General features: G+C 40.8%; 16 protein-coding genes. All 16 read left to right on the top strand.

Annotated features, from left to right (window positions below):
• Window positions 1-38: 38 nt before the first annotated feature.
• A complete protein-coding gene (locus KCG48_RS07905; RefSeq protein WP_211801110.1) occupies window positions 39-881 on the top strand; it encodes a fumarate hydratase in 843 nt (280 codons plus the stop codon).
• An 18-nt stretch (window positions 882-899) separates the two neighbouring features.
• Window positions 900-1,469 (top strand): Fe-S-containing hydro-lyase, encoded by a 570-nt coding sequence (locus KCG48_RS07900; RefSeq protein ID WP_211801109.1) that lies wholly within the window; start codon window positions 900-902, stop codon window positions 1,467-1,469.
• A complete protein-coding gene (citD, locus tag KCG48_RS07895; RefSeq protein WP_211801108.1) occupies window positions 1,445-1,735 on the top strand; it encodes a citrate lyase acyl carrier protein in 291 nt (96 codons plus the stop codon). The genes KCG48_RS07900 and citD overlap by 25 nt, the downstream gene beginning before the upstream one ends.
• Complete coding sequence (locus KCG48_RS07890) at window positions 1,725-2,573, top strand: HpcH/HpaI aldolase/citrate lyase family protein (protein ID WP_211801107.1); 849 nt, start codon at window positions 1,725-1,727, stop codon at window positions 2,571-2,573. Before citD ends, KCG48_RS07890 begins: the two co-directional genes overlap by 11 nt.
• Window positions 2,557-4,008 carry a citrate lyase subunit alpha gene (gene citF / locus KCG48_RS07885; RefSeq protein WP_211801105.1) on the top strand — a complete coding sequence of 484 codons (1,452 nt, stop codon included), beginning with the start codon at window positions 2,557-2,559 and terminating at the stop codon, window positions 4,006-4,008. Before KCG48_RS07890 ends, citF begins: the two co-directional genes overlap by 17 nt.
• A gap of 45 nt (window positions 4,009-4,053) precedes the next feature.
• Entirely contained in the window at window positions 4,054-4,806 is a 753-nt protein-coding gene (locus KCG48_RS07880; protein WP_211801103.1) for a CBS domain-containing protein, read from the top strand.
• Window positions 4,807-4,863: 57 nt separating this feature from the next.
• Entirely contained in the window at window positions 4,864-5,439 is a 576-nt protein-coding gene (locus tag KCG48_RS07875) for a DUF6155 family protein (protein WP_211801102.1), read from the top strand.
• Window positions 5,440-5,976: 537 nt separating this feature from the next.
• Window positions 5,977-6,936: a helix-turn-helix transcriptional regulator gene (locus tag KCG48_RS07870; protein ID WP_211801101.1), complete on the top strand. Its 960-nt coding sequence runs from the start codon at window positions 5,977-5,979 to the stop codon at window positions 6,934-6,936.
• Between the two features lie 554 nt (window positions 6,937-7,490).
• A complete protein-coding gene (locus KCG48_RS07865) occupies window positions 7,491-7,724 on the top strand; it encodes a DNA-binding protein (RefSeq protein ID WP_211801100.1) in 234 nt (77 codons plus the stop codon).
• Between the two features lie 10 nt (window positions 7,725-7,734).
• On the top strand, window positions 7,735-10,863 hold the full coding sequence (locus tag KCG48_RS07860; RefSeq protein WP_211801099.1) for a UvrD-helicase domain-containing protein: 3,129 nt from the start codon (window positions 7,735-7,737) through the stop codon (window positions 10,861-10,863).
• Window position 10,864: 1 nt separating this feature from the next.
• Window positions 10,865-13,534 carry a hypothetical protein gene (locus tag KCG48_RS07855; protein ID WP_211801098.1) on the top strand — a complete coding sequence of 890 codons (2,670 nt, stop codon included), beginning with the start codon at window positions 10,865-10,867 and terminating at the stop codon, window positions 13,532-13,534.
• A 9-nt stretch (window positions 13,535-13,543) separates the two neighbouring features.
• Window positions 13,544-16,927 carry an SNF2-related protein gene (locus tag KCG48_RS07850; protein WP_211801097.1) on the top strand — a complete coding sequence of 1,128 codons (3,384 nt, stop codon included), beginning with the start codon at window positions 13,544-13,546 and terminating at the stop codon, window positions 16,925-16,927.
• Window positions 16,908-19,376, top strand: coding sequence for a DEAD/DEAH box helicase (locus tag KCG48_RS07845; RefSeq protein WP_211801095.1), 2,469 nt, complete (start codon window positions 16,908-16,910; stop codon window positions 19,374-19,376). Before KCG48_RS07850 ends, KCG48_RS07845 begins: the two co-directional genes overlap by 20 nt.
• Window positions 19,377-19,391: 15 nt before the next feature.
• Window positions 19,392-20,171, top strand: a complete 780-nt coding sequence (locus KCG48_RS07840) for a hypothetical protein (RefSeq protein ID WP_211801094.1) — start codon at window positions 19,392-19,394, stop codon at window positions 20,169-20,171.
• A gap of 9 nt (window positions 20,172-20,180) precedes the next feature.
• A complete protein-coding gene (locus tag KCG48_RS07835; RefSeq protein WP_211801093.1) occupies window positions 20,181-23,279 on the top strand; it encodes an ATP-binding protein in 3,099 nt (1,032 codons plus the stop codon).
• Window positions 23,276-23,932, top strand: a complete 657-nt coding sequence (locus KCG48_RS07830) for a hypothetical protein (RefSeq protein ID WP_211801092.1) — start codon at window positions 23,276-23,278, stop codon at window positions 23,930-23,932. Before KCG48_RS07835 ends, KCG48_RS07830 begins: the two co-directional genes overlap by 4 nt.
• Window positions 23,933-24,270: the final 338 nt, after the last annotated feature.

Genomic DNA, 24,270 nt, shown 5'->3' with positions numbered 1-24,270 from the left:
AAGGATAACGAAGAAAATTTGAGGGGAGTTTTGCCCAGATGAAGACGATTGATGTCCGTGAGGTGACCCAGGCCGTGAAACGCCTGGTCATGGAAGCCAACTATTTTCTGCCAAAGGATGTTCTCGCGGCTTTAGAGACCAGCCAGAAGAAGGAAAAGTGGCTCCTGGCCACCGATACATTAGGAAAGATTGTGGAAAATGCCAAAATCGCCGAGCGGGACCTGGTCCCCATGTGCCAGGATACGGGCATGGTGGTGGCCTTTGTGGAGCTGGGTCAGGAGGTCCATATCACCGGAGGTCTCCTGGAGGAGGCCATCCAGGAGGGAATCCGCCAGGGCTATGCCGAAGGGTATCTTCGAAAGTCCGTGGTGGAGGATCCCCTGCAGCGGAAGAACACCGGCGATAACACACCGGGGGTCATCCACTACCAGCTGAAGGCTGGGGAGGAGCTGAAGATCATGGTGGCGGCCAAGGGCTTCGGTTCCGAAAACATGTCCCGGCTAAAGATGCTGAAGCCCTCCGAGGGACTCCAGGGCGTCAAGGACTTTATTCTGGAAACCGTGGAGCTGGCGGGACCCAATGCCTGTCCCCCCATGGTGGTGGGCGTGGGCATCGGGGGAACCTTCGACAAGTGCACCCTTTTGGCCAAGACGGCCCTCATGCGTCCCTTGGACGAGACCAATCCCGATCCCTTCTACCAGGAGCTGGAGGAGGAACTGCTCCAGACCATCAACAGTCTGGGCATCGGACCCCAGGGCTTCGGCGGTGCCACCACGGCCCTGAAGGTGAGCATCGAAACCTTCCCCACCCATATCGCGGGCTTGCCCGTGGCGGTGAACATCAACTGCCATGCCACTCGACATAAGGAGGTAGTCCTCTAGGCATAGAGGGAAAACGCTATGGAGATACGATTGAACACACCCTTGACCCCGGAAGCGGTCAAAACCCTCAAGCCAGGAGATACGGTCTATCTCACTGGCGTGCTGTATGCCGCCCGGGATGCCGCCCACAAGAAGCTCATGGAGCTTCTGGATGCCGGACAGCCCCTGCCCTTTGACCTGAAAGGAGCGGTGATCTACTATGTAGGTCCTTCGCCCACCAAGGAAGGGGAGGTCATCGGCTCTGCCGGACCCACCACCAGTTCCCGCATGGACGCTTATACCCCACGACTCTTGGAGCTGGGGCTGAAGGGCATGGTGGGCAAAGGCCGCCGCAGCGAAGCAGTAAAAAAGAGCATGGTGGAGCAGGGGGCGGTCTATTTTGCCGCCATCGGCGGTGCCGGAGCCCTCATCAAGGAAACCATTCTGGCCCAGGAGGTGGTGGCCTATCCGGAGCTGGGTCCGGAGGCCGTCCGCAAGCTGGAGGTGAAGGATTTTCCGGTGACGGTGATCATCGACAGCGAAGGACAGGATCTCTATGAACTGGGAAGGGAGGCGTATCTGGCATGGAAAGCAGAGAACGAGGACTGATCCGTCCGGCCAAGGCCGGATCCTTGGAATCCAATGATCTTCTTGTCCTGGCTGCGCCTTTTCGAGGCGAACTGGTCATCACGGTGAAAAGCGTGGTTCAGGCCCAGTACGGCGAGCATATTGAGAAGCTCGTCCGGGAAGTCCTGGAGGAGGAAGGCGTCGAAGAAGGCGAGATCTCCATCGAGGACCGGGGAGCCCTGGATTTTGCCATTCGAGCCCGGGTAAAAACCGCGGTGAAGCGGGGGAGGGAAAGCCATGAGTCATAAGACCTTGCTCTTTGTGCCGGGAAACAGCCCCGGCATGCTGATGAATCTCGATATTCTCGGTGCCGATGCCGTCCTCATCGACCTGGAGGATGCTGTGGCCCTTTCTGAGAAGGATGCTGCCCGGGATCTGGTGGAGGAGGCTCTCACGACCTTTTCCTTCACCACGGATCTCTATGTGCGGATCAATCCTTTGGATTCGCCGTATTTTGAGGAGGATGTCCGCCGCATGGCGAAGCTTCCCCTGAAAGGAATCCTCCTGGCCAAGGCTTCCGTGGAATCCGTGAAGGCCCTGGATGAACGCCTGGGAGAAGACATGGAGATCATGGCGCTCATTGAAAGCGCTTTGGGCGTGGAGTGCGCCATGGCGATTCTCCAGGCCTCCCCCAAGGTGAAGGGGGTCCTTCTGGGCGCTGAAGACCTGACCCTGGACCTGGGGGCCCGGCGCACCAAGGAATCGGGAGAAATTGCCTATGCCCGGAGCCGCATCGTCTCCGTGGCCCGGGCCCTGGGACTGGAAGCTGTGGATACGCCCTTCACCGATGTGGAAGATCTGGAAGGGCTGAAGAAGGATGCCAAGGCGGGCAAGGATCTGGGGATGACGGGCAAGGCCCTCATCAGTCCCCGCCATGTGGACGTGGTAAATCGTGTTTACCAGCCCACGGCGGAGGAGATCGAGCAGGCGCTGCGCATCGGCTATGCCCTGAAGGAAGCCCGGGATAAAGGCCTGGGGGCTTTCTCCGTGGACGGGAAGATGGTGGATGCCCCCATTCTTCGCCGGGCACGAAACACCCTGATCGAGGCTAAGAAGGAGGGGATCGCCCATGAGCTTTTTGACTAAGGAAAATGGATCCGGGAAAGCCCGCCACGGCGGCAAGGTCTGGCAGGTCCGGGAAGAGCTTCTTCAGGCCTTGGACCTGAAGGACGGCGCTGTGGTGTCCTTCCATCATCATCTTCGAAACGGGGATGGCGTCATGAACCTCATCCTTCAAGGACTCCAGAAGCAGGGAGTGAAAGGACTGACCCTCATGGCCAGCTCGATTTTCCCTGTCCATGGGGTGCTGCGGCCCCTTCTTCAGGACGGCACCATTACGAACATCATCACCTCCTATATTTCCGGTCCCCTGGGAGAGGCGGTTTCTCGGGGAGAACTTCAGGGACAGATCCTCATGCAGTCCCACGGGGGCAGAGCCCGATCGATTCTATCCGGGGAGATCGTGGTGGATGCGGCGTTTATTGCGGCGCCCAGCGCGGACCCCATGGGGAATATCTCCGGGGTCAACGGGAAGAATGCCTGCGGAGCTTTAGGCTACGCCATGGCCGATGCCCAGAAGGCCAAGACGGTTATTGCCGTGACGGATGAAGTTGTTCCCTACCCCAATTTCCCCGCAGACATCACCCAGGATCTGGTGGATGGCATCCTGGTGGTGGAATCCATCGGGGAGAAGGCCGGGATTGTTTCCGGCACCACTAAGGTCACCAAGGATCCCATCGGGCTGAAAATCGCGAGGGATACCCTGGAGGTCATGGAAGCCACGGGGCTCCTCAAGGAAGGTTTTAGCTACCAGAGCGGTGCCGGCGGCATCAGTCTGGCTGTGACCAGCAGTCTTCGGGACTATATGCGGGAAAAGGGGCTCGTCGGGAGCTTTGCTTCCGGCGGCATCACGGGCCATCTCACACAGATGCTGGAGGAAGGTCTCTTCCGCGCGCTGTATGATGTCCAGTGCTTTGATCTTCAGGCCATTGATTCCCTGAAGAAAAATCCCGCCCATCTTCGGATGAGTGCATCCCAGTACGGAAACCCTTCCGTGTCCAGCGTCGTGGAAAAGCTGGATCTGGTGATTCTGGGGGCTACGGAAATCGATGTGGACTTCAACGTCAATGTGACCACCGGGGCTGACGGAGTCCTCATGGGCGGCTCTGGCGGCCATCAGGATACGGCCTCAGGGAGCCAGGTGTCCATCATTGTCTCCAAGCTCCTTTCCTCGCGTCTTCCCTTCATTCGGGAGCGGGTGGACTGCATTACCACCCCGGGCAGCGTGGTGGATGTGCTGGTGACAGAGCGGGGCATTGCGGTGAATCCAAACAGGCAAGACTTGCTGGAGAAACTCACGGCAGCAGGACTTCCGGTGAAGTCCATCTATGCACTGAAACAGGAGGCGGAAGCCCTCATGGGGGTCCCCAAGGCCATCCAGAAAACGGGACGCGTCATCGGCCATTCCCAGTCCCGCACGGGTGAAATCCTCGATGAGATCTACCAGGTAGAGGTCGAATAATTAGACAGCTGTTCCCATTAAAGGGGACGAGGACAGGAGGACAGGATGGAGTATCAGGGGGCGAAGGAATTCATCGCCATCTACAATGATCTGGATAAAGTCATGGAGGAGAAACTTCGGGGCCAGGAAGGGCTGCGAAACGGCTCCTACGCTGAGCGGGTGGAGAGCCTATATCGTAAAGGCAAGCTCAGCGAAGGGGAGCGGGCGCTGTTGCGTTCCTACGGGGAGCTGAGAAATGCCATCGTCCATGAGTATGGAACCCATGGACGGCGGCAGGCGCTGATCATCGCCCAGCCGCTGGAAACGGAAGTGGAGAAGTTCAAGGCCTTAGCCCAGCGGGTGGCGAATCCTCCCTTGGCCCTGACTCTGCCCATGACGGTGAAGCTGAAAGAGATGTTCACCATCGGCCTATCAGCCAAGGTGGACCAGGTCATGGCAGTGATGCTGGAAAAAGGCTACAGCTATGTACCCATTCTGGAGAAGCAGGTGCTTGCAGGGGTATTCAGCCAGGACACAATATTTACGTACCTTGCGGAAAGAAAAGAGATCCGTCTTCGAGAAGACATGGTCATGGGAAGTTTTGGGGAGCTTCTTCCCCTGGATGCCCACAGGACGGAACGGTTTGAGTTCCTTCCCCGGACCGCCACCGCCATGGATGTGGTGCAGCGTTTCCGGGCAGATCATGGGGAAGACAAGCGGCTGGAGCTCATCTTCTTCACCGAGTCGGGGAAATCGACAGAGGCTGTTTTGGGGATGACCACCCTGTGGGATCTGGCAAACTATCCCACATTAGCATAGGCACCAGAGGAATGGAAGGTAGTAGTCAATTACGTTTTTGGAAGGAATTGAAGAATAATGACAAAACCCATAACCGTGAGCGCCCTTAAAAAAGAGCTGAAAGAGATGGATCAGAAGGCCCTTATGGACCTAATCCTCGAGCTCTATAAATCCGAACCAAAGGTGAAGGAACAGCTCAGTGCAAAGTTCCTGGGTAAAGAATTTCAGACGGATGTTCTTACCGAATACAAGAAGAAAATGGAGAATGTTTTCTTTACTAAGAATCTCAGCTTGCCCTCCATGAAGAAGGGGAAAGAGTTAATCTCAGACTTCAAGAAGATCGGAAACGAAGAGCAGATTATGGACCTGATGCTGGTCTTTGTGGAATGCGGTGCGGAGTTCGCAGCAAGCTTTGGGGACATGCCCCAGAGTTTCTATTCCAGCGTACTCACCGTCTTTAATGATTTTGTGGAAAGGATGCTCCTATCCGGTACGGATGAGTTCTACCACAAGATCAAGCCTCGGGTTCGGAAAGTCCTCAGCGATGCTTCTGAAGTAGGCTGGGGTTTTGGAGATGGAGTGGAAGACCTTGCTTATCAGCTCTTCGCAGCTTTTGAAGAAGACAATGAGGAAGAACAGGAAGAAGAGGAGTGATGCCCTTTTTCGGAAGAGAACGGTTAGGTCTTGATGAGGGACCAATTCTACTTACAAAAGTCATTTCCAGCAGAGGATCAATTTTTAGGAGAATACTCAGGAACATGGAAAAGAGATCTTCTATATCCCATAGGGACTGAAAAATCACTCAAGTGAGCAACGAGTCCTCGAACCGATGGGGATACTGATAGAAGCGCTTTATGAATAAAGAAAGCTCGTCTGGAATGAATAGACAACGGACCTGTTGTATAGCAACTGGAGCATCAAATATCCTCTGGACAGGACGAGAAGCTGCATAACATTGAGCTTTTTCGGACCTGTCTTTTCTTTTGGGTAAAGCAGGCGCTGGGGCAGGGGAAACAAGGCGAGAATGCAGTTTTGCTCAGACTGACCATAGCGGCAGAAAATATAGAAGTTACCATTAGCACATTTTCAGAGTTTCACCGTATGAGAAGAATGTGTAACGATAACATAAATATTGTATAATAACATAAACTATATTATTATACAGAAAATGATGTTATCGAGGTGGTTTCTGTGTTCGAGAAGCTGAATGAGACCTATGGGATGAAAATTACCGTTGCTTCGGGAAAAAAACTAAGCGGCATACCCATCTATATGGTAGCGGGAAGAAAAATGTATGAAGTGCAGTATGGAGGCCTGTCCTTCCTGCTGATCTGTGTATCCGAGGCAGACCGTTTCGGGAGCATTGCCCTGGAAAAGCAGCTGGCTATCTATCAGAAGGCAGCAGGTATGCCTGCGGCCTATGCTTTCGAAAAGCTGACAAATCCTCAGCGGTCGGCACTGGTCAAAAGACAGATACCCTTTATTTCTGAACCAGATCAGGTCTATCTGCCGTTTATGGGAGTCATGCTCCGAAACAGCCTGAATAAAAAGAGTCAGATTCCTACGGAGAAGATGATGCCTGCAACACAAAGCCTGTTCCTGTATCTGGTTTATCACAAAGAGGGAGGCTGTCTCAAAAAGGATGCAGCCGACAGTCTTGGACTGACCAGAACTTCGATTTCCAGAGCTTCCGAACAGCTCACCGCCATGGGACTGATCCGGGAAGAACGAAAGGGTCGGGAGATCCGGATGTATCTGGTGTACCATGGTCGGGAAATCTTCGAGTATGCCAAACCCTATCTGATCAATCCGGTTCAGAAAACGGTATTTGCAAAGGATGATGCTGCGGTGATGGGCAGTTCCCTGTCCGGAGAGAGTGCACTGGGATCAAGAACGATGCTGAACCAACCCAAAGTACCGGTATATGCTGTGGACAAAAGCTCAAATCTTGTGAACGGATTGCACACCGTGGACCCCCAGTGGGAATCCGATGAAGGAGTCTGTAGGATTGAAATCTGGAAGTACGATCCAGGAATGTTTTCTTCTGAAGGTGCAGTTGATCCCATTTCTCTGGCAATGACGTTTGAGAATCAGGAAGATGAGCGAATCGAAGGAGCACTGGACGAGTATATGGAGAATTGGAAATGGTAACTGGAATTGAAAAATTTAGCGTTAATACAGCGGGATGAAATCCGTCGTGAGCAATTGGGGTTAGCCATTTCAAAAGAAGATGCGATGGCATTACTGAGACAGATCTACCTCGTCGAAGATTAATAAAGTCGAGAACCCATGAGAGAAACACCAATTCTTTTTTGGTGATACGAAAAAACAGGTTTCGGTGCACATTTACCTCGTACGTCCGAAGCTGTCTTTCTTGTGCCAAAAGGACTTCATTTTTCTCATCCAGGTCTACTTGCGGAGGGTACTCGAAAATATTCGTTCACATGGATAGCTTTCCAATGGAATGTACAGCTATCAAGAAATAGAGTATAGACAATGGGTTAGGAATATCCCTACAAGCTACTTGAATAAAAGAGCGGTAATGAAATTTTGATATATGTCGGTCGAAACGCAATGCATGTAAATTTGAACGCTTTTAAAATATTTGAAAAATAGATGTATATATAATTATTGATTTTGTTCGAGGTTAGGACTACAATAAAATTAATATGTTTTATTATATTTTACTATGATGGAGAAACGATATGGAATTTTTGTCAATCAGACAGATGTCTGAAAAATGGAGACTTTCAGCACGTAGAATAAATGTTTTGTGCGTGGAAGGCAGGATTGAGGGTGCCACAAAAATTGGATCGTATTGGGCTATTCCTTCTAATGCCGAAAAGCCAATAGATGCGAGGATAAAAAGTGGAAAGTATATAACAAAAAATAAAACTGATTTTGCTTCAGAAAAAGCAATCAATATTTCTGGATGTTAGGAGAAATCCAATGGCGAAGATGATTGATCAAAAGCCTTCTTTTCACGGAGAGGCTAAAGTGTGGGAAGCTCTCGAGGAATATCTCCCGAGTAATATCGTAGTTTATAATAATCGTGAACTGAATGGGCGAGAGTTCGATTTTTGCTTATTCATTGAAAATGTTGGTGTGCTAATTATTGAGGTCAAAGGTTGGTTAAGTAGTAAGATTGATGTGCTCGGAGTGGATAATATCTTAGTTGAAGGATATGAAAAACCACAAAGATCTCCTAAAAAACAAGCTCGAGCATATCGATTTGCCCTATTAAATAAGATAGTTGAGAAGTACAATACGAGTCCACTCGTCTTTGATATGGTCTGTTATCCTTTTATCTCCAAGGCGGAGTATATTAGCTCCCATTTAGATGTTATTTCCGAGGACCAGTTAACGATATTTAAAGAAGATCTCGAGGAACAAGATTCTTTGATACATAAAATCCAGAGCGCCTTTAATACATATAAAGGAATTCCGCATGCAGTTTTTTCTTCAGACTTAATTCTAAAACTGCGTCAGGATTGGGAACCCAATTTTGCTCAAAGTATTCAGACAGTAGATGTTACGACAAATCCGTATTCAATTCTTACAGTTTGTCCGTCCAAGATGCAGCAAGTTGTTATAGATGAAATTATTGCTAGTTATTTTAGTGGAATTAAACAGATTGTTTTTTTAAGTAATAGCACAGATTATGACGCTCTTACGACTTCATTCAACCAACACTTTAAAAATAAAAACATTCAACCCAGTGGAAATAAATTAAGCATTGGTTATAAAAATGGTTTACATATAGGCAAACTATCTTCGCGCGCATTCAACATTGAAATTTACGTGGTTGAGGATTTATTATCTTTAACGCCATCATTGCTGAAAATCGAGGAAGGAAAAGTTGATTCGACAAATTTAGTGTTATTGAATCAACTCTCAAGTAAAACAACATTCAATGTTCAGCAATATAATGTCGAGCATGCGGATGCTGACAAAAATATTTTGGTTGAAGCGGGGGCTGGGACAGGAAAAACTTTTTCAATGGTTTCTCGTGTAGCCTTTTTATGCAACAAAAAGCTTGGTTCAGTTTCTAATATTGCTGAAGAAATTGCGATGGTAACATTTACCAACGATGCTGCAGATAATATGAAGGTCCGCCTTAAGCAGATGTTCATCAATTATTTTGTGCTAACAAGTAATCCTCGATATTTAAAGTTTGTTGAAGATACAGACCGTGCTCATATTTCAACTATACATAGCTTTGCTTTAGATATCTTACGTGGAGAAGTTCTGTATACTGGATTAGGAACTAATTTTCGTATTTCATCAAATGAGTATCTCCGAGAGAAAATTTATGATATTTATTTAAGCGACTTTCTTGCAGACTTAGAATCTCAAAACCAGAATATTATTAATGAGATTCCTGTTCCTATTTATGATCTAAAGAAAAAAGTTATGTCTGTTGCAGATCGGCTGTTGGCTAAAAGTATAAACTTAAAACAAATTCAACCTTCGGAGATGGGTGTTACAATCGATGATACTGTTCCATTTTTTAATGACCTAATTGAAAAGGTTATCATCCCTGCTGAAGAAAAGTATTCTGAGGATACACATCTTTCAAATAATATGGATTTGAAAGAATGTATTATTCTTCTTGAAAAAGTATTAAGACAGCTTCCTGGAAAACTGGAATCACTTCAACTCAAGTACATGTTTGTTGATGAGTTCCAAGATACAGATGATGTACAGATTCAGGTTTTTCAAAAACTCCAGAAAGTAATGAATGCCGATTGTAGAATGTTTGTTGTCGGCGACTTGAAACAAAGTATCTACCGATTTAGAGGGGCAAAATTGAGTGCATTTACTCAATTAATGGATGCAAGTCTTTTTGATTGGGATACTTACCAACTTACAATCAATTATAGAACTGACCATAGACTACTCGAGAGATTTGATATCATTTTCCGAGAGATGGGTGCGCAAAACTATCTCCCGTATAGAGTTAAGGTTGATCAGCTTTCAAGTAGTGTTCAAACCGATGCGACTGAGGAGGAGCTGTTCGTATCTATCCCTAGTCATGCGAAAGATGAAGAAAAGTTCATTGAAACGTTTATTGAGATACTTAATAAGCAAAAAGCCATCCTCACGAGTATTTTAAAAAATCGAGTAGATAATCATCTTGAACCACTTAGTAAACAAGAACGCACTATTGCAATTTTGGTCAGAAGCAATTGGCAAGTTGATAAGCTTGTGTCGGCTGCAAAGAAAAAAAGGGTAAAAATCGATACCAAGTCAGGTGGAGATCTATATCAATTAAGTTCAACACATGATTTGTACAAACTAGTTCTTGCACTAAATAATCCTACAAACCCTGTTTATCTGGTTAATTTTATTGAATCAAACTATACTGGATTAACATTGGATTATCAGAAATATCACGGTATGACTCTCGATGATTGTATTGATGATCTGAACAGAATTTTAGATGAGTTCTTCTTAGTCCGGATGAATAAAAAATGGAAGCAAGTAATCAACGAATCATTTACTCAACCAATTTTATTTGTACTTAAGCATCTATATGATGCTCTCCAACCTTGGAAACAATATAGTTATCGTCCACAAGAGCAAAAACATTATATGGCGAATTCAGAATACTTGATGGAACGAATTATTAAGTATTCACGCATTGATACACTAACCCTTAATCAGATTGTTGAATATTTAAGAATATGCATATTAACTGGACAACAGCAGTTATCTCGTGATATCCAGATTGACGATGAAGAGATCCAGTTGATTTGTACAACTATTCACAAATCAAAAGGAATGGAATACGGAACTGTAATACTACCATATACAGATGTTGATATTAGTGATATCCGAAAAGTTAAGTTGGATGCAAATTATTCCGGCTCGAAACTTGCGTATACTGTAATGTTTGAGAATAAGGTCAGGGAACGTAATTCCAATTACAATGAGTCCCTTGAGGTGGACGAACAAATTTCTGAGGAATCAAGAATTCTCTATGTGGCGTTAACAAGAGCAATTCGGAATTGTGTGTGGATAAAAAATATTGATAGTAAGTCTATAATCAGCTGGGGATCCTTAATGGAGGAATAAGATGTCAATTGTTATATATACATATCGAGATCCGTACAAGCTTGATAAGGAGCCGTATTGGAACGAAATAAAAAATTGTCCGTATTTTTGTGTATCACAGACATTGGTCAATGGGCTCAAATACTTATATAAAAAAGACTTTATGCAAGGCCGTGTTACTACCATTCAAAACTTAATCGAATCCCTTTTTGAGTACTGGGAAAGCACTGCATGTATTGTGAAACAGCATACTGACATCGATAATATTATTTCAAATGGTCTGCCACCTATTTTAGGTGCAGATATGCAAGCTAATATTTCTAGAGCCTTCCTCTTTAACCGAGAAGAAGTGTTTGAGAGCATTCGAGTCATGTTTGAGTTAGATATCAAAATTGAGGATGTTCTTCCAGAAAAGCTTACACCAGAACAGTTATTTATAGTTGAAGTTTTTAAGAAAATCCTTTCCTCAGAAAAGAAGAAAGATTTTGTGCTGAGAAATGAGTTTGATGAAGCTTCCATTGATGATGCCATTACCAAAACAATGATTAATGCTTGTTATGGAAAGGATCTTGATTGCAGCACAATTCAAATGGATAGAGTTGTGATTCATGGCGTTCATCAGTTCTCACCGATAATACTTCGTTCTATCGAAAAAATTGCAGAGTATAAGAAAGTAATATTGCTTTTCAATTATCAACCGCAATATAAAAATGTATATCAAACCTGGATTGATATATACACTGCCTTCGATTGCCCAATTACTGACTTCGGTGGCATAGAGTTCAGGCCAAGTTTGCAGTATCCTATTAGCTATTCTGGTAATGTATTAGCGGATAATTTGGGCAAGCTTATTAATGGTCAGGCTGACAGTATCACCCGTGACAATGGTTATGAGATTGTTGAGTTTGATAATATGACGGAATTTGCCGGTTATGTGGCGAATGTGTTTGAAGTAGCTGCAAAGGCTGATCCTGAGCACCCAATGGGAATGATGCATGAACAGATATACGCTGCAGATAGTTCTGCTAATGATATTCTTAAAATTTACTTTCCAGAACAATTTGGTGAACGTCAATTTTTGGATTACCCACTAGGACACTTTTTCCTTGCAATTGCGAACATGTGGGACGCAGTAAATAATGAAATAGTTATATCTGATATTAATGATATCAAGGAATGCCTCAAAGCAGGTATTCTTAAAGAGGATTACCTTGGTCAACTATCAACTATTTGGGGAAAGCTCTCTTCTCTTTTTGAGGGTTGCACATCAATAGCTGAGATGATCTCGAGACTAAAAAGACTTAGAAAAAATAAGAAACATCTTAGCGATTCCACAAAAAAAGAATATGTTAGCCACATCGCCTATTACACTGTAAATGAGGATGAGATTTCTCAATTAGAACAAGCGCTAACAGACTTAGATGAACTGGCTGCATATTTTTATGAAGACTTTGAAAACAAAGCGAATAATTTCCGCGATTTTTATAAACGATTGAAGCTCTATTTACAAAAGGATGTGCTCGATTCTCAGGATCTTGGTGAAGAGTTCACAGATATTATACGCAGAGTTCTTGATCATTTAGAAGAAGTGGAAAATATTGATGCATCAGCATCTTTTGATTGTTTGAAAGCGACAATGTCTATTTACCTTGTTCAGGAGACCAAACCAGGGAAAAGTGCAAACTGGATTGTAAGAAACTTTGAACAGATTGATGGTGATATCGTTCGGAGTCTCAACGCCCAAGTGAACGGAAAACCGATCGTATATCATTTCGCGTGCTTATCTGACGAAGATATTAATTCTGTTAAAAAGGCGAAATTTTCATGGCCTTTAACTGATGAGTTTTTTGAAGTTGCGCAGGAGCCAGTTGATTGGAAATATCAGGTATTTGTTAAAGCACGCAAAGAATATAAGAATTTCAAGCGCTATGCATTGATTTATGGACTAGAGTTCAATCGTTCAAAGTTTAAACTTAGCTTTGTCAAAAGGGATGGTGAAAAGGAACGTGATCCATATTTTCTACTAAAAATTCTTGGGATAAAAAAGAATCCTTACGAAGAAACTAGAGTCGGGAAATTTATTGATAGTATCTCGGATATTAATACAATTGGCCATCCCTTAAAGAAATACGGAGAATATGACTACTATCGTTATAAAATTTGCAAATATAAGTTTTTATTTGAGTCTATTATCGAAGGCACAACCATATATAAAGACACGTTTTTACTTATGAAGTATCTTGAGGTTTTACTAGAGAATCATGTAAAAGAAGAATTGCAAGGTTTACCGATTAGTGAAACTGTGTTGATTGAGCGACTAAACGATTCTTTTGATGAACTAAAGAAATATTTCCCATTTGTGTTAAATGTAAATCGAATAGATGTAATCAACAACATTCGTCGGCGAATGTTAAATTTAAAGGATAAAAACTTCCCAATACTCAATGGAGAACAACGGCAGTATATGATGATTAGAGAACTATTCATCCATAAACAGTTAGCTGATCCAAAAACTTTTCGCAAAGACATTTTGTTTGATAAGTTTCCTGCAATTAGTGAAGATAAAATAGCAGAACAATTAACAGAGGAAGTATTGCAAAAAACAAAATTTAAGAAGGATGTAGATTTATGGTGTCAATACTGCTCTAGCCGAGAATTTTGTGCAGCATATTATGAAAGATTTGATATTTAAGGAGTACACATGTTAAGAGAAAGAATGTATGTAAGGTGCCCTGCTGATATCGAAAGCATGACGGATCCTCGAGTCTTTGTTTGTGGACAAATTACAAAAATTGATGAGTTCAAAAAAACTGTTACTGTTAAGATACATGACCCATTTGACTTTTTGCTTTTCTTTGAAGATATGCCCAAAGGATTAGTTGAAGTCCCAATTGGCATTGTGGATCATTGTAGTATGTTCCCGAATTCGGAGGTAATGGTTAGAGGAGAACGTTGTACAATTTTGTCCGAACAGCAGTCAAAAGATGGATTTTATTATTATTATGTACAAAACGTTACAAACAAAACAGTTTATAGAGTATCAGAAAAAGAAATTACTGCTTCTTTCACCAATGGAAAGATTGATCCAACTATTCAGCTACAAAGATATGAGTTTCAAAACCCCTGCTGGTATATGGGACATGCAGTAGTTTCTAGAAGTATGAATATATTGAAAAATTCAATCTATGGATTTAAGGAATTAGCTGGATCTAAAATATATCTTCTTCCACATCAAGTGAATACAATTATGCGTTGTCTGCAACAAAGTCCATGTCGCTATATGCTTGCAGATGAAGTTGGTATGGGAAAAACAATTGAAGCAATTTCTATCTTGAAGATTTTTATGCAAAATCATGCAAATAGGAATGCTCTCATTGTTGTACCGGAAACATTAAAAGAGCAATGGAAAACCGAACTATTACTTAAATTTAATATTTCAGTAGGTATAGGAAGAAGCAATAATACTGTAACAATTAAGTCCATTTCTGAGATTAGTTCGATAGATTTAAGCGAACAGTGGGATTTTGTTATAATTGATGAGGTGCATCGTTATCTACCAAATAAGGCGCAGTATTCGGTGCTTCATAAAATCAGTTTAGCGGCATCTAACATTCTGATATTAAGTGCAACACCAGTTCAACAAAGAAAAGAAGAATATCTCGATTTATTGCGTCTTTTACAACCAGAAAAGTACGATTCTTTTAACTTAGATCATTTTAGTGAATTGGTTAACAAGCAAAGTAAAATTATACAGAAAACGGCGCTAATACTGGATAATGTTGGAGACTATGAGGAAGAAATAGGAAACGCTATAGAATCAGGAATAGATCCACATGATTCAGAGGAGTGTAGGGAACTGTTTGAAGAGATATATGATGACCTTGAAGTTATTTGTAACGAGTTGAGTGATAAAAAACTCACATCAATTCTTCAAAAGATCTCATATGAAGACGAAAAATTAGGTGTTCAACAGATTAAAGTCATAATTTCTTACATATGTAGTAACTATCAAATAGAAAGCAATATTATCAGAAATAGACGAAAAATTCTTGAGATTAATGATGATGGTACACGACTTCTTCCTTCTCGTGAACTTTCGACTATATCGTATGCTCTTGATGCGGATAAAAACTACTACGAAGCAGTTTGCTATCAGATACTCACTGATTTACTGACTAAGAATGCAGGAGTTATTGAAGTCGAAACAGTGATTAAACCTCTACTTGGCGCATTCTTTAGTTCTCCCTGGGCATTTTCTTCTCAAGTGAAGAAAATCTTTAAAAGCTTCAAAAATATTAGCATCGAACTACTAAACTATGCTGATAAGTGGGTAGTAGCAGAAGACCATTTGGTGAATAATATATCTGAAGTTTTGGATGATCCCGGGGCGTATGAGTCTGACTTGTGTACACGTCTAGTTTCAGTTATGAATTTGCTCTTTGATGAACTGTTCGACAAAAAAATTGTTGTTTTCACAAACTATATTGAGACATTTGAAGCGTATCGTAATGCGATGGAAAAGGTATTTCCCGCTGAAGAGATTAGTTTCTTTAGCGCAGGATTAAGTTCATCAGAAGTTGAATTGAATGCATATCGCTTTCAGAATGAAGCAACTTGTCGAATTATGTTATGTGATTACACCGGTGGTGAAGGACGAAATTTTCAATGTGCGGATTATATAGTACATATAGACTTACCATGGGATGCCAATATGATTGAACAACGGATTGGGCGTCTTGATCGGCTTGAACGTGACCCATCAAGATCGATCGTTACTTCTGTAGTTGTTCATACTGTAAATACATTTGAAGAGGCATTATTTAAATTCTGGAGCAATGGATTGAAGATCTTTACTCAATCGCTTAGTGGTATGGAAATCATAATGAAGGACATCAACAATGAGATTACTGCCGCTGTTGAAAAAGACTTCAAGTATGGTCTGTTTGAGCGTGTTCCTAAAATTATTGATTTGGCAGATTCGATGAGAGAGACTATTAGAAAAGAACAGAATTATGACGCGGCTAGCTTTATATTCCGGCCGATGTATGTGGAATTGAAGAGACTTATTGACTATTATGCCAAAAATGAAAATGATCTTTTTGCAAGCACAATGACAAATTGGGCTAGTTTGGCGGGTTTTCGTGGTTTTGGAGGTAATTCTGGAGTAGTAACTTATACTTCAGCCTCTTTCTCGCCAAAATCTGCAATTAACTCCCAACTGATTCCACCTCGTTGGAACGATTATCTTAACTCTAGCCAAAATAAGTTCCTTAACAGCGTTAATGATGCTTATAACAAGAGTAAAGAGATAAAAAGTTATGACAGAGCTATAAAAGGAACGTTTATAAGAAAAAAAGCAATAGAAAATGATTATCTCCACTTTTTTGCACCGGGAGATGAAGTTTTCGATTGCATTGTGAACAATGCTATTAACTCATGCAAAGGCAAATCAAGTGCATTCGCTGTACCTTCTGAGATTGACTGGAAAGGTTTCATATTTACTTGGTCTATAGCACCAAATGAGGCTTATTTACTCGATAATGGTGTATCTGCGCATGCTTTAGGACCTTATAGAAACTTCATGATGTCTGAACAGGTTGTGGTTGCTAGTAGTCTTGAGAATCCGGATTCTATTTCCGATGATGCTGTAGTTCGCGAGTTTGTTAAAATAGTCAATGCAGGATTCAATAAAGGGAAAACTATTCATCTTGGTAAACGTAGTCGATCTGCACGCTACCTTAATGATAAAATCACCGGTGCCACCAACGTATCCTGGTTTAAAGCAGAATATCCGGAGGAAGTGTGGTTGGAGATTATTGCAAATGCGAATAAAAGTGCTTATGAAAAAGCGTTTAGTCAGTTTAAACATAGGTCAAACATTAGAGGTGCTAGAGAAGAGATGGAACGAACTCTTTCGGCTCGAATAGCAAATAGTGAGTTCTATGGGGTAAGTGATGATACTATAGATGCTCTGAAAAAGGAACAAGATGTGTTAATTGAGGCTATAAAGCGGCCCAAAGTAGCACTCGATTCTGTAGCATTTGTGTGGATGGTGAAAGAAGCAAATGGACAAGTTGAAACTTAATGCAGCAGTAGAGTTATATATAAATAACAACACCAATGAACTGACACTGGATTTTGAACTTCATCAAGGAGCAAAAGAACGGTTTATTTTGCATTCTGCAAAACGGTTAAAAAACAGTTACGACTTATTCAAGCTAAATTTATGTGGTTTGAATGATGTTTTGATTTCATTACGAGACTATCTGCTAACACTACAAGTGCAAATTCATATTGATACACTAGATATTCCCGAAGAAAATGATTTTGGATTAGTAAAGGATCTGCAAACTGGTAAGTATTTTGCTTCATACCAATTCCCAAAGTATGTTAATCATTCCTTTGCAGAAAAAGCATTTCTGTCGGAAGAGTTCTCTACTCAAGTAGACTTCAGGGGGCATAATTTACATACTGATCCACTTATAGTAAAAATTACAGGCTTTCATCAGTTTAAGTCTATAGCTCAAAAACTTGCCGTATATGGAGCATTAAATACTCCTAATGGATATACAACTTTAGTCTCTCTACCTACTGGTGGAGGAAAAAGTTTAATAACTCAGACATTAGCATATCAAAAAGAAGGCCTGACTATTGTTATTGTGCCTACAGTTTCGCTGGCAATAGACCAAGTTCGTGTTGCAAAAGGGATCATTAAATCGAGTAGAATTGATGACGAGGTCTTTTCGTATAATAGCGGAGTTGACCCTAAACCAATACTAAAGGCTATTAGAAATAAAACAGCTAAAATGCTGTTTATTTCTCCCGAAGCCCTAATAAATAACACTGAATTCGTAGACGTAATCAAAGAAGCTAATTCAAAACGATATCTTAAAAATATTGTAATTGATGAAGCACACATCGTAATTGACTGGGGAGCCTCGTTTAGAATTGACTATCAATGTTTAGAATCTTGGAGGAAAAAGCTTTTACTTAGCAATCCCAATATTCGAACAATATTATTATCAGCAACATTTGAACAACGGTGCATTTCAATTTTGAAAGACTTTTTTTCTTCAGATGGTAAAAAATGGATCGAGATACGATGTGATTCTTTAAGACATGAGCCGCGATACATGTTAGTCAAATCCAAATCATATTCCGACAAAAAGAGAAAGATGCTTGACCTGGTAAGAAAGATGCCTCATCCAATGATTATATATGTAGCAAGACCAGATGACGCAGGTGAAATAGCAGAGTATTTGCATTTAAATGATATAAAGAATGTAAAGACTTTTACTGGACTAACAACAGGAACACGTCGTAAAGAACTAATAGATGCATGGGTTGATGATCAATTCGATATAATGGTCGCTACATCTGCTTTTGGTGTTGGAGTTGACAAAAGTGATGTCCGAACGGTATTACACACGTATATTCCTCAAAATCCCAACGCGTATTACCAAGAATTAGGTCGTGGCGGAAGAGATCGACTTCCTTGTCTAAGTATTATGTGTATATATCCAGATGATCTATCTATCGCTTTTGGTCGTATTTCAAAAAAAGTAATGACAACAGAAAAAATAGTTGGTAGATGGAATAGCATGTACAATAGCGATTGTTCACCTCGAAAAGGTAAATTAAATTATATTGATACATCGATTAGACCAATTTACTCTTCAATAGATGCATTTGACGATACCCCAACGTCAGATGCAGACATGAATTGGAATATTTATGTTCTTCTTTTCCTACGTAGATTTGGACTAATTAAAATTCATGAAGTAATACCTCAATCAACAAAATACATTTTTGTTATTGAAATAAGTGAAGATGCACTTCGAATGAATGACGATCATCAGACTGAGGTTATCGATAGTTTTCGGTCTATTGAATTGAAGTATTATCAGGAGTCCTTTCAAACGATGCAGACTGCGATAAAACGAAGTGAATCTTATTGTTGGTCTGAAATGTTCTATGAAACATATGATAAAGTGTCCGAATACTGTGCTGGTTGTAATTCACACAACGCCCCCAATGAGAGTGATTTTGTGGATTTTCCTCTCAAAATACCTGTGGACTATCCATTTATGGAATTGGCACAGGATCAAATGGCGCTTTTTTCTAGCACACGCGAGATTATTATTATACCATCTGAAAAAGAACGCTCTGTCCTGCTAAATGAGTTGTCCAGGCTCCGTATATCAGCATTTATCTCTTCGAACGAAAATAATATCGATGTCTGGATGAATGGAATGGAAGCCATCAGTAATTTTATTGTTCTCAACGCCAAAGATTTACGTGAATTAGTAAAGAAAAAGAGCTATTACTTTTTCTCAGGGCTTATTGCTGTTAAGTATAGCGGATCAACAAAAGATATTTACGATCTTCTTAAATTTGTTCAGAGTAACTTGAGTACTCATTCTGAAATCAAAGTAGTACACATCATTGATGAGAATATATACTTTGATTGGATTAATAAAGCCTTTGTTGATTTGGTTAATGGACCAGTAATTCCTGTGCGGGCTCTTATTTAGTATAAGGAGGTTAAAATGTTTAAGGAAAAGATGGTTACAACTGCAATTCCGGAGCGGGTATTTACATTATGCAAGATTGTTGAGAAGAAACCTATCTCAATCTCTGCGCTGAAAGAAAAGATGGAACCAGATTATCTCAATCAGACATCTTCATATTATTCGGATTATAGAACTGCAGCGAATGAACTAAAGTTAATTTCAATCTCAGATAATATGGTTATGTTGGCAGTAGAACCCAGTGTGATCATGAGCACTGCTTCAATGCGGAAATATATAAATGGAATGCTAGAAGAGTTCCAAAAAGGACAATTCTATCAAGTTACACAAGCTTATTACCAATTAGGAAATAGTGTACTAACTGGCGAAAAAAATGTCTCTACATTGTCCTCTAAGATCAAGCAAATGATAAATCAAGAAGTTGATGCCCCGGCTATGCGAGCATGGAGATTTTGGGTCTCTTTTTTGGGCCTTGGTTATTTACAAGATATGTTCATAATTCCAAATGCGGATGTGTTTTTAGCTGATGTTATTAGTATTGCGGGCTTTGAAAAAAATCGCACGTATTCTTTCGGTGACTTCATCAATAGAATTCTTCCGTATAGCAAAATGATAGTTGATTATAACCCGTCGAACAAAATTTTAAATTACGGAGTATCAAATGGGCTACGGTCTTTGCATGATGCAGGGGTTATTAAGCTTGAACACATCCTTGACCAGGAAGATATATGGAATTTGTATCCATTTAAAGCTCATGTAATTAGCGGAACTGTAACAAATATAACAGTTATCAAATAGGGGGATAATGTGGATTTAAGTTTAGCGAGAAAAAGAATAACCTATGTAGTGAAACCAGATTCTATTACAGCATCTCAAGGTGACTTTTTAGCGACTCATGTTGCCTTGAAACGACTTCATTTAATTAATAAGTTCGATTTGATGCCAACTGGTGGAAAAGATTATTCAGAGGAAGAAATATATAAAGAATTTGTACTTAATCAAGATAATCGACATCAATTTATCACGATTTATGGTCAAAGTGGTACAGGAAAATCACATCTAATAAGATGGTTTCAAACCCGTTTTCATTATGATAAGCCACAAAATGAAGTAGTACTTTTTATTCGCAGAAGTGATAATACTTTGAAAGGCACTATTAGACAGCTTCTTGCAACTCCTGAAGTACAGGAAATTTCAAATAAAGAAGTCTATGATAGATTAGTAAAAGCTACTGTTATTGAAGATGAAAGCAAGCTAAAGGGAAGAATTTATCATGATTTTATTAATGAAGTAGAACATGATGATGAAAGCCATGAAATTAGGCTTACAAATGTTAAGCGTAAGCGACTTACAGCTTTTCTAAACAATGAAGTCGTTCAGTATCATCTTATGTCATCTGATGGCCCGATAGAGCGAATTTATTCTAAGGTTGCCGAAAACTCTTCTGTTGATCGTGATACGGTTGCACAGTTTCAACAGAAGGATTTCTTGGTGTCAACAGATTTATTTGAAAATATTTTACGTGCAGGAGCAGACCCAAAAGCTGAAAAAATGGCTAGAGAGTTGATGGCTGATGAAAGTGGTAAAGATGATGCGAAAAAAATAGCTGACTACTTAAATCAGTTTGTTAATGACGTAATTCAAAGATGCGCAGGCATTGAACCTGGTGATTTTAGAGATATTTTCCAAGATATCCGAAAAGAACTTTTCCGGATAGGTAAGAACTTAACATTATTTATCGAAGACGTTACATCCTTTACGGGTGTAGATGATGCATTACTAGATGCGTTAATTGTTGATCATACTGGCATGAATAGCATTGATAAACTCTGTCGGATCTCTTCCATTATTGGAACTACAAGCAATTATCTTCAAACTAACTTTAGAGACAATCATAAAGATCGCATTACCCAGTATGTGTATATTCAAAGTGATGCATTCGACGAAAATGAAGTATTTGAGTTTGTAGGAAGGTATATTAATGCTATGTCTCTTCCGGAATCAGTTATTTCTGATTGGATGACTAATCATGCAATGGCATCAGAATATCCTGTACACGAAGTTAAGGAAGGCTCAAAATGGGAGTTCGTGCCGATTGAATTTGGAAAGCAATTGTGTTTGTATCCTTTTACAAAAAATAGTATTCGCTATTTGTATAGATATGCATTAACACAAGGTCATCAGACACCAAGATATATAATACGAGATATTATTGAACCTGTAATAAGTGATATATTAGCAAACAAAGAAAGTTTTCCTAGTAATAAGTATAATATTATTAACATAAATACAACACTAAGTTATATAATACATAACCAAGTTAAAGATGAACATAAGGCGGATCGGCTTTTACGTTTCTTGAGTATTTGGGGTGATGGAACACCTGATCAGTATGTAAAAGATGGAACAATATTTATTTCTGACATAAAGAAAGAAATAATTGAAGAACTTGGGCTTCCGGCACTGACTCTAGCAGAAGTTCATCGCCCTAAACAGCCGGTTCCAAAACCCACACCTAATCCTAAGGGAGACTCTCAAATAATAGAACAAGTAGAGCCTCCTGTTCATACAGTTCCAAACAAAATTCAAGAAAAGGTAAGTAAATCAAATGCTGAATTAAGCAATTGGACCATTGGACATTCAATTGATGTTTCTGCAAACGTTGGTACAAGCGGAGTCCTTCGTGCAGCGCAAGGTGATATTTGTGACTACCTGATGTCATCAATTAATTGGCAGGCTGAAGGAATATCCGTTGACAATATCACAAAGATTAAGAATTCAAGTGTTAAACTTGTTACGTTTGAGAACCAGACAAAATTGAGGGCTCCTGGCTTATATGTAATGCCTGCCAATCGGGATTCAATGAACGTTATCAGCATATTTATACGGTGGCGTGAATATGGATCTCAAAGTTGGAATTATCCAGAATCTGATTTTGATGCATACTTAGTTACTTCTTGGTCTTCAAGAATAAAAGACGTAATCATCAAAGCCGTAAGAGAAGAGGCTGTTTCAAATACAAGCTATATTGAAGCTGCCATTGCAGCAGAGATATATCGGATGATATTGTGTGGAGATTTCAAAGAAAGAAAACTTGATAATTTAACTGTAAAGCATTTGTTTGATTTGAAGCAAGTAAAAGTGGAAAAAACTTATCATACTAAAGAATGGAATTCCCTTGTTTCATTGCTATCTCAAAGAGGAGCTGACATATCTAATAAGGAAACTGTACGTCAGTATTTTAATCTTCCTCAGGGTAGTGGCGGCTCCATTATTGTTTTGGATGAGCCTAACCTAAGCAAAGTGTTCGAGAAGGTAAAGACAGATAGATTAAAAATAGCTGATGAAGCGTTTGAGTCACAGGATTTTGTTAAACCAAGACGCGATGTTTTTGATTATTTAAAATACATAATTGAACGCATTCAAAGTGTTGCTAAAGCAGAGGTTGAAAATGCACGTTCTATAATTCAGGATGTATATGGTTATTTTGATAGCGATGACATTGAAGAAGACGTTATTACTGATTTTGCAGAAAAGGTAAAAGAATTCTATACAGAAATTAATAATACACGTATTCCTGTTGCCTTCTCATCTTCTGATAATATTAAGGCAAACGCAAAGTTAATTGCAAAAGCAATAAGCGATATTGGAGAGGTTATAGATGAAGATGACCCATTAACTATTATAATGACTTTTGCAGTTGATCCAGTTTCTGATTTACAGCCGTTAGTTACTCTTTTCAAACAGCTTGAAACCGATATGTTAACGGTAGATAAGCAGCTTAATAGTCGAAAAGAGGCCTTAGGAGATATTAGTGATACGAATGATTCCATTAATCGGTACGCTTATGAAAAAGCAGAGCTAGCCAAGTGTTTATCTATGTTGGAAATGGAGGCGCAGGTATGATTCTTAATAGACTTGATAATCAAATAAAAGCAATGAAATCCCTGCGTCGACATGAAGCAATAAAAATAAATCAAAATCAGCAAACCTCCACAGATACCAAGTATAAATCCTTAGTCGAGCAAGTAAAATCATTTATTGAAGCAGTGAAGTTTGTACAGGACAATCTTTCTTTTTCAATGTCGGACACTCTTCAGGCTGACTTGAAAAGTATCGTAGTTAATTTACAAAATGTGTATTCAACTGGTTTTGCAAATAAAGATGAACTTACTAAAATAGACACTGATTTCAAGTCAATACAAACTACTATTAAGACGAGTTGGATCAAGCATTTTTCCGCCTATACCAATACTACTACTAATACACTTAGAGTTATTAGTGGTATTAATTCGGAAAAAGTGACTAGATGTTTAAATGACATTAAGGTTGCTGAAAACTGGACACTTGATACAAGACTATTTAGTAGCCTAAAAAACGCAATGACGAATGCAGAGTTATTGATACAGAGCTTAAACATGGACCAAGAGACAATTCTTTTCTTGACAAAAATGACTTCTGGTCAGGCAACAATTGCGGACTTAAATGAGAATGTGCTGAGTTGGATTAGAAAGGAGTCGTTGGAGGGGAAAATAAAACTCTCTTTCTTTTCACGATAAGCAAAAACATAGGCAATTTGATTATTTCACGATAATGATACCGGGCTTCGCTCCTGCGAAGACCGGTCATTTTCAGTTTGAAGTCCGATGATATTCTATTGGGAGTCAGGATCAAAGGTAAGCGGTCATTAAAAGCACGGATTCTATGCGTAAGCGGTTGTTACTGCTACGATTGGACGTCCAAAACCTGACGGGCTAAGGCGTCCGAAATTTGCTGGAGAAGATGGCCAGTTCAACGATGCAGTTGAGCTGGCCATTTTCTTAACTTAATTCTCCGCTGATCACGAGTCTCACCATGTGGTCATCGATGATCCGCTTGCCGTTCTGGCAGCCATAGA

Origin of the sequence: Proteiniclasticum sediminis, assembly GCF_018128025.1 — a bacterium.
In the GTDB taxonomy this organism is placed as follows: Bacteria; Bacillota; Clostridia; order Clostridiales; family Clostridiaceae; genus Proteiniclasticum; species Proteiniclasticum sediminis.
The sequence above is the reverse complement of the archived record's forward strand: the minus strand, read 5'-3'. Positions and strand labels throughout refer to the sequence as shown.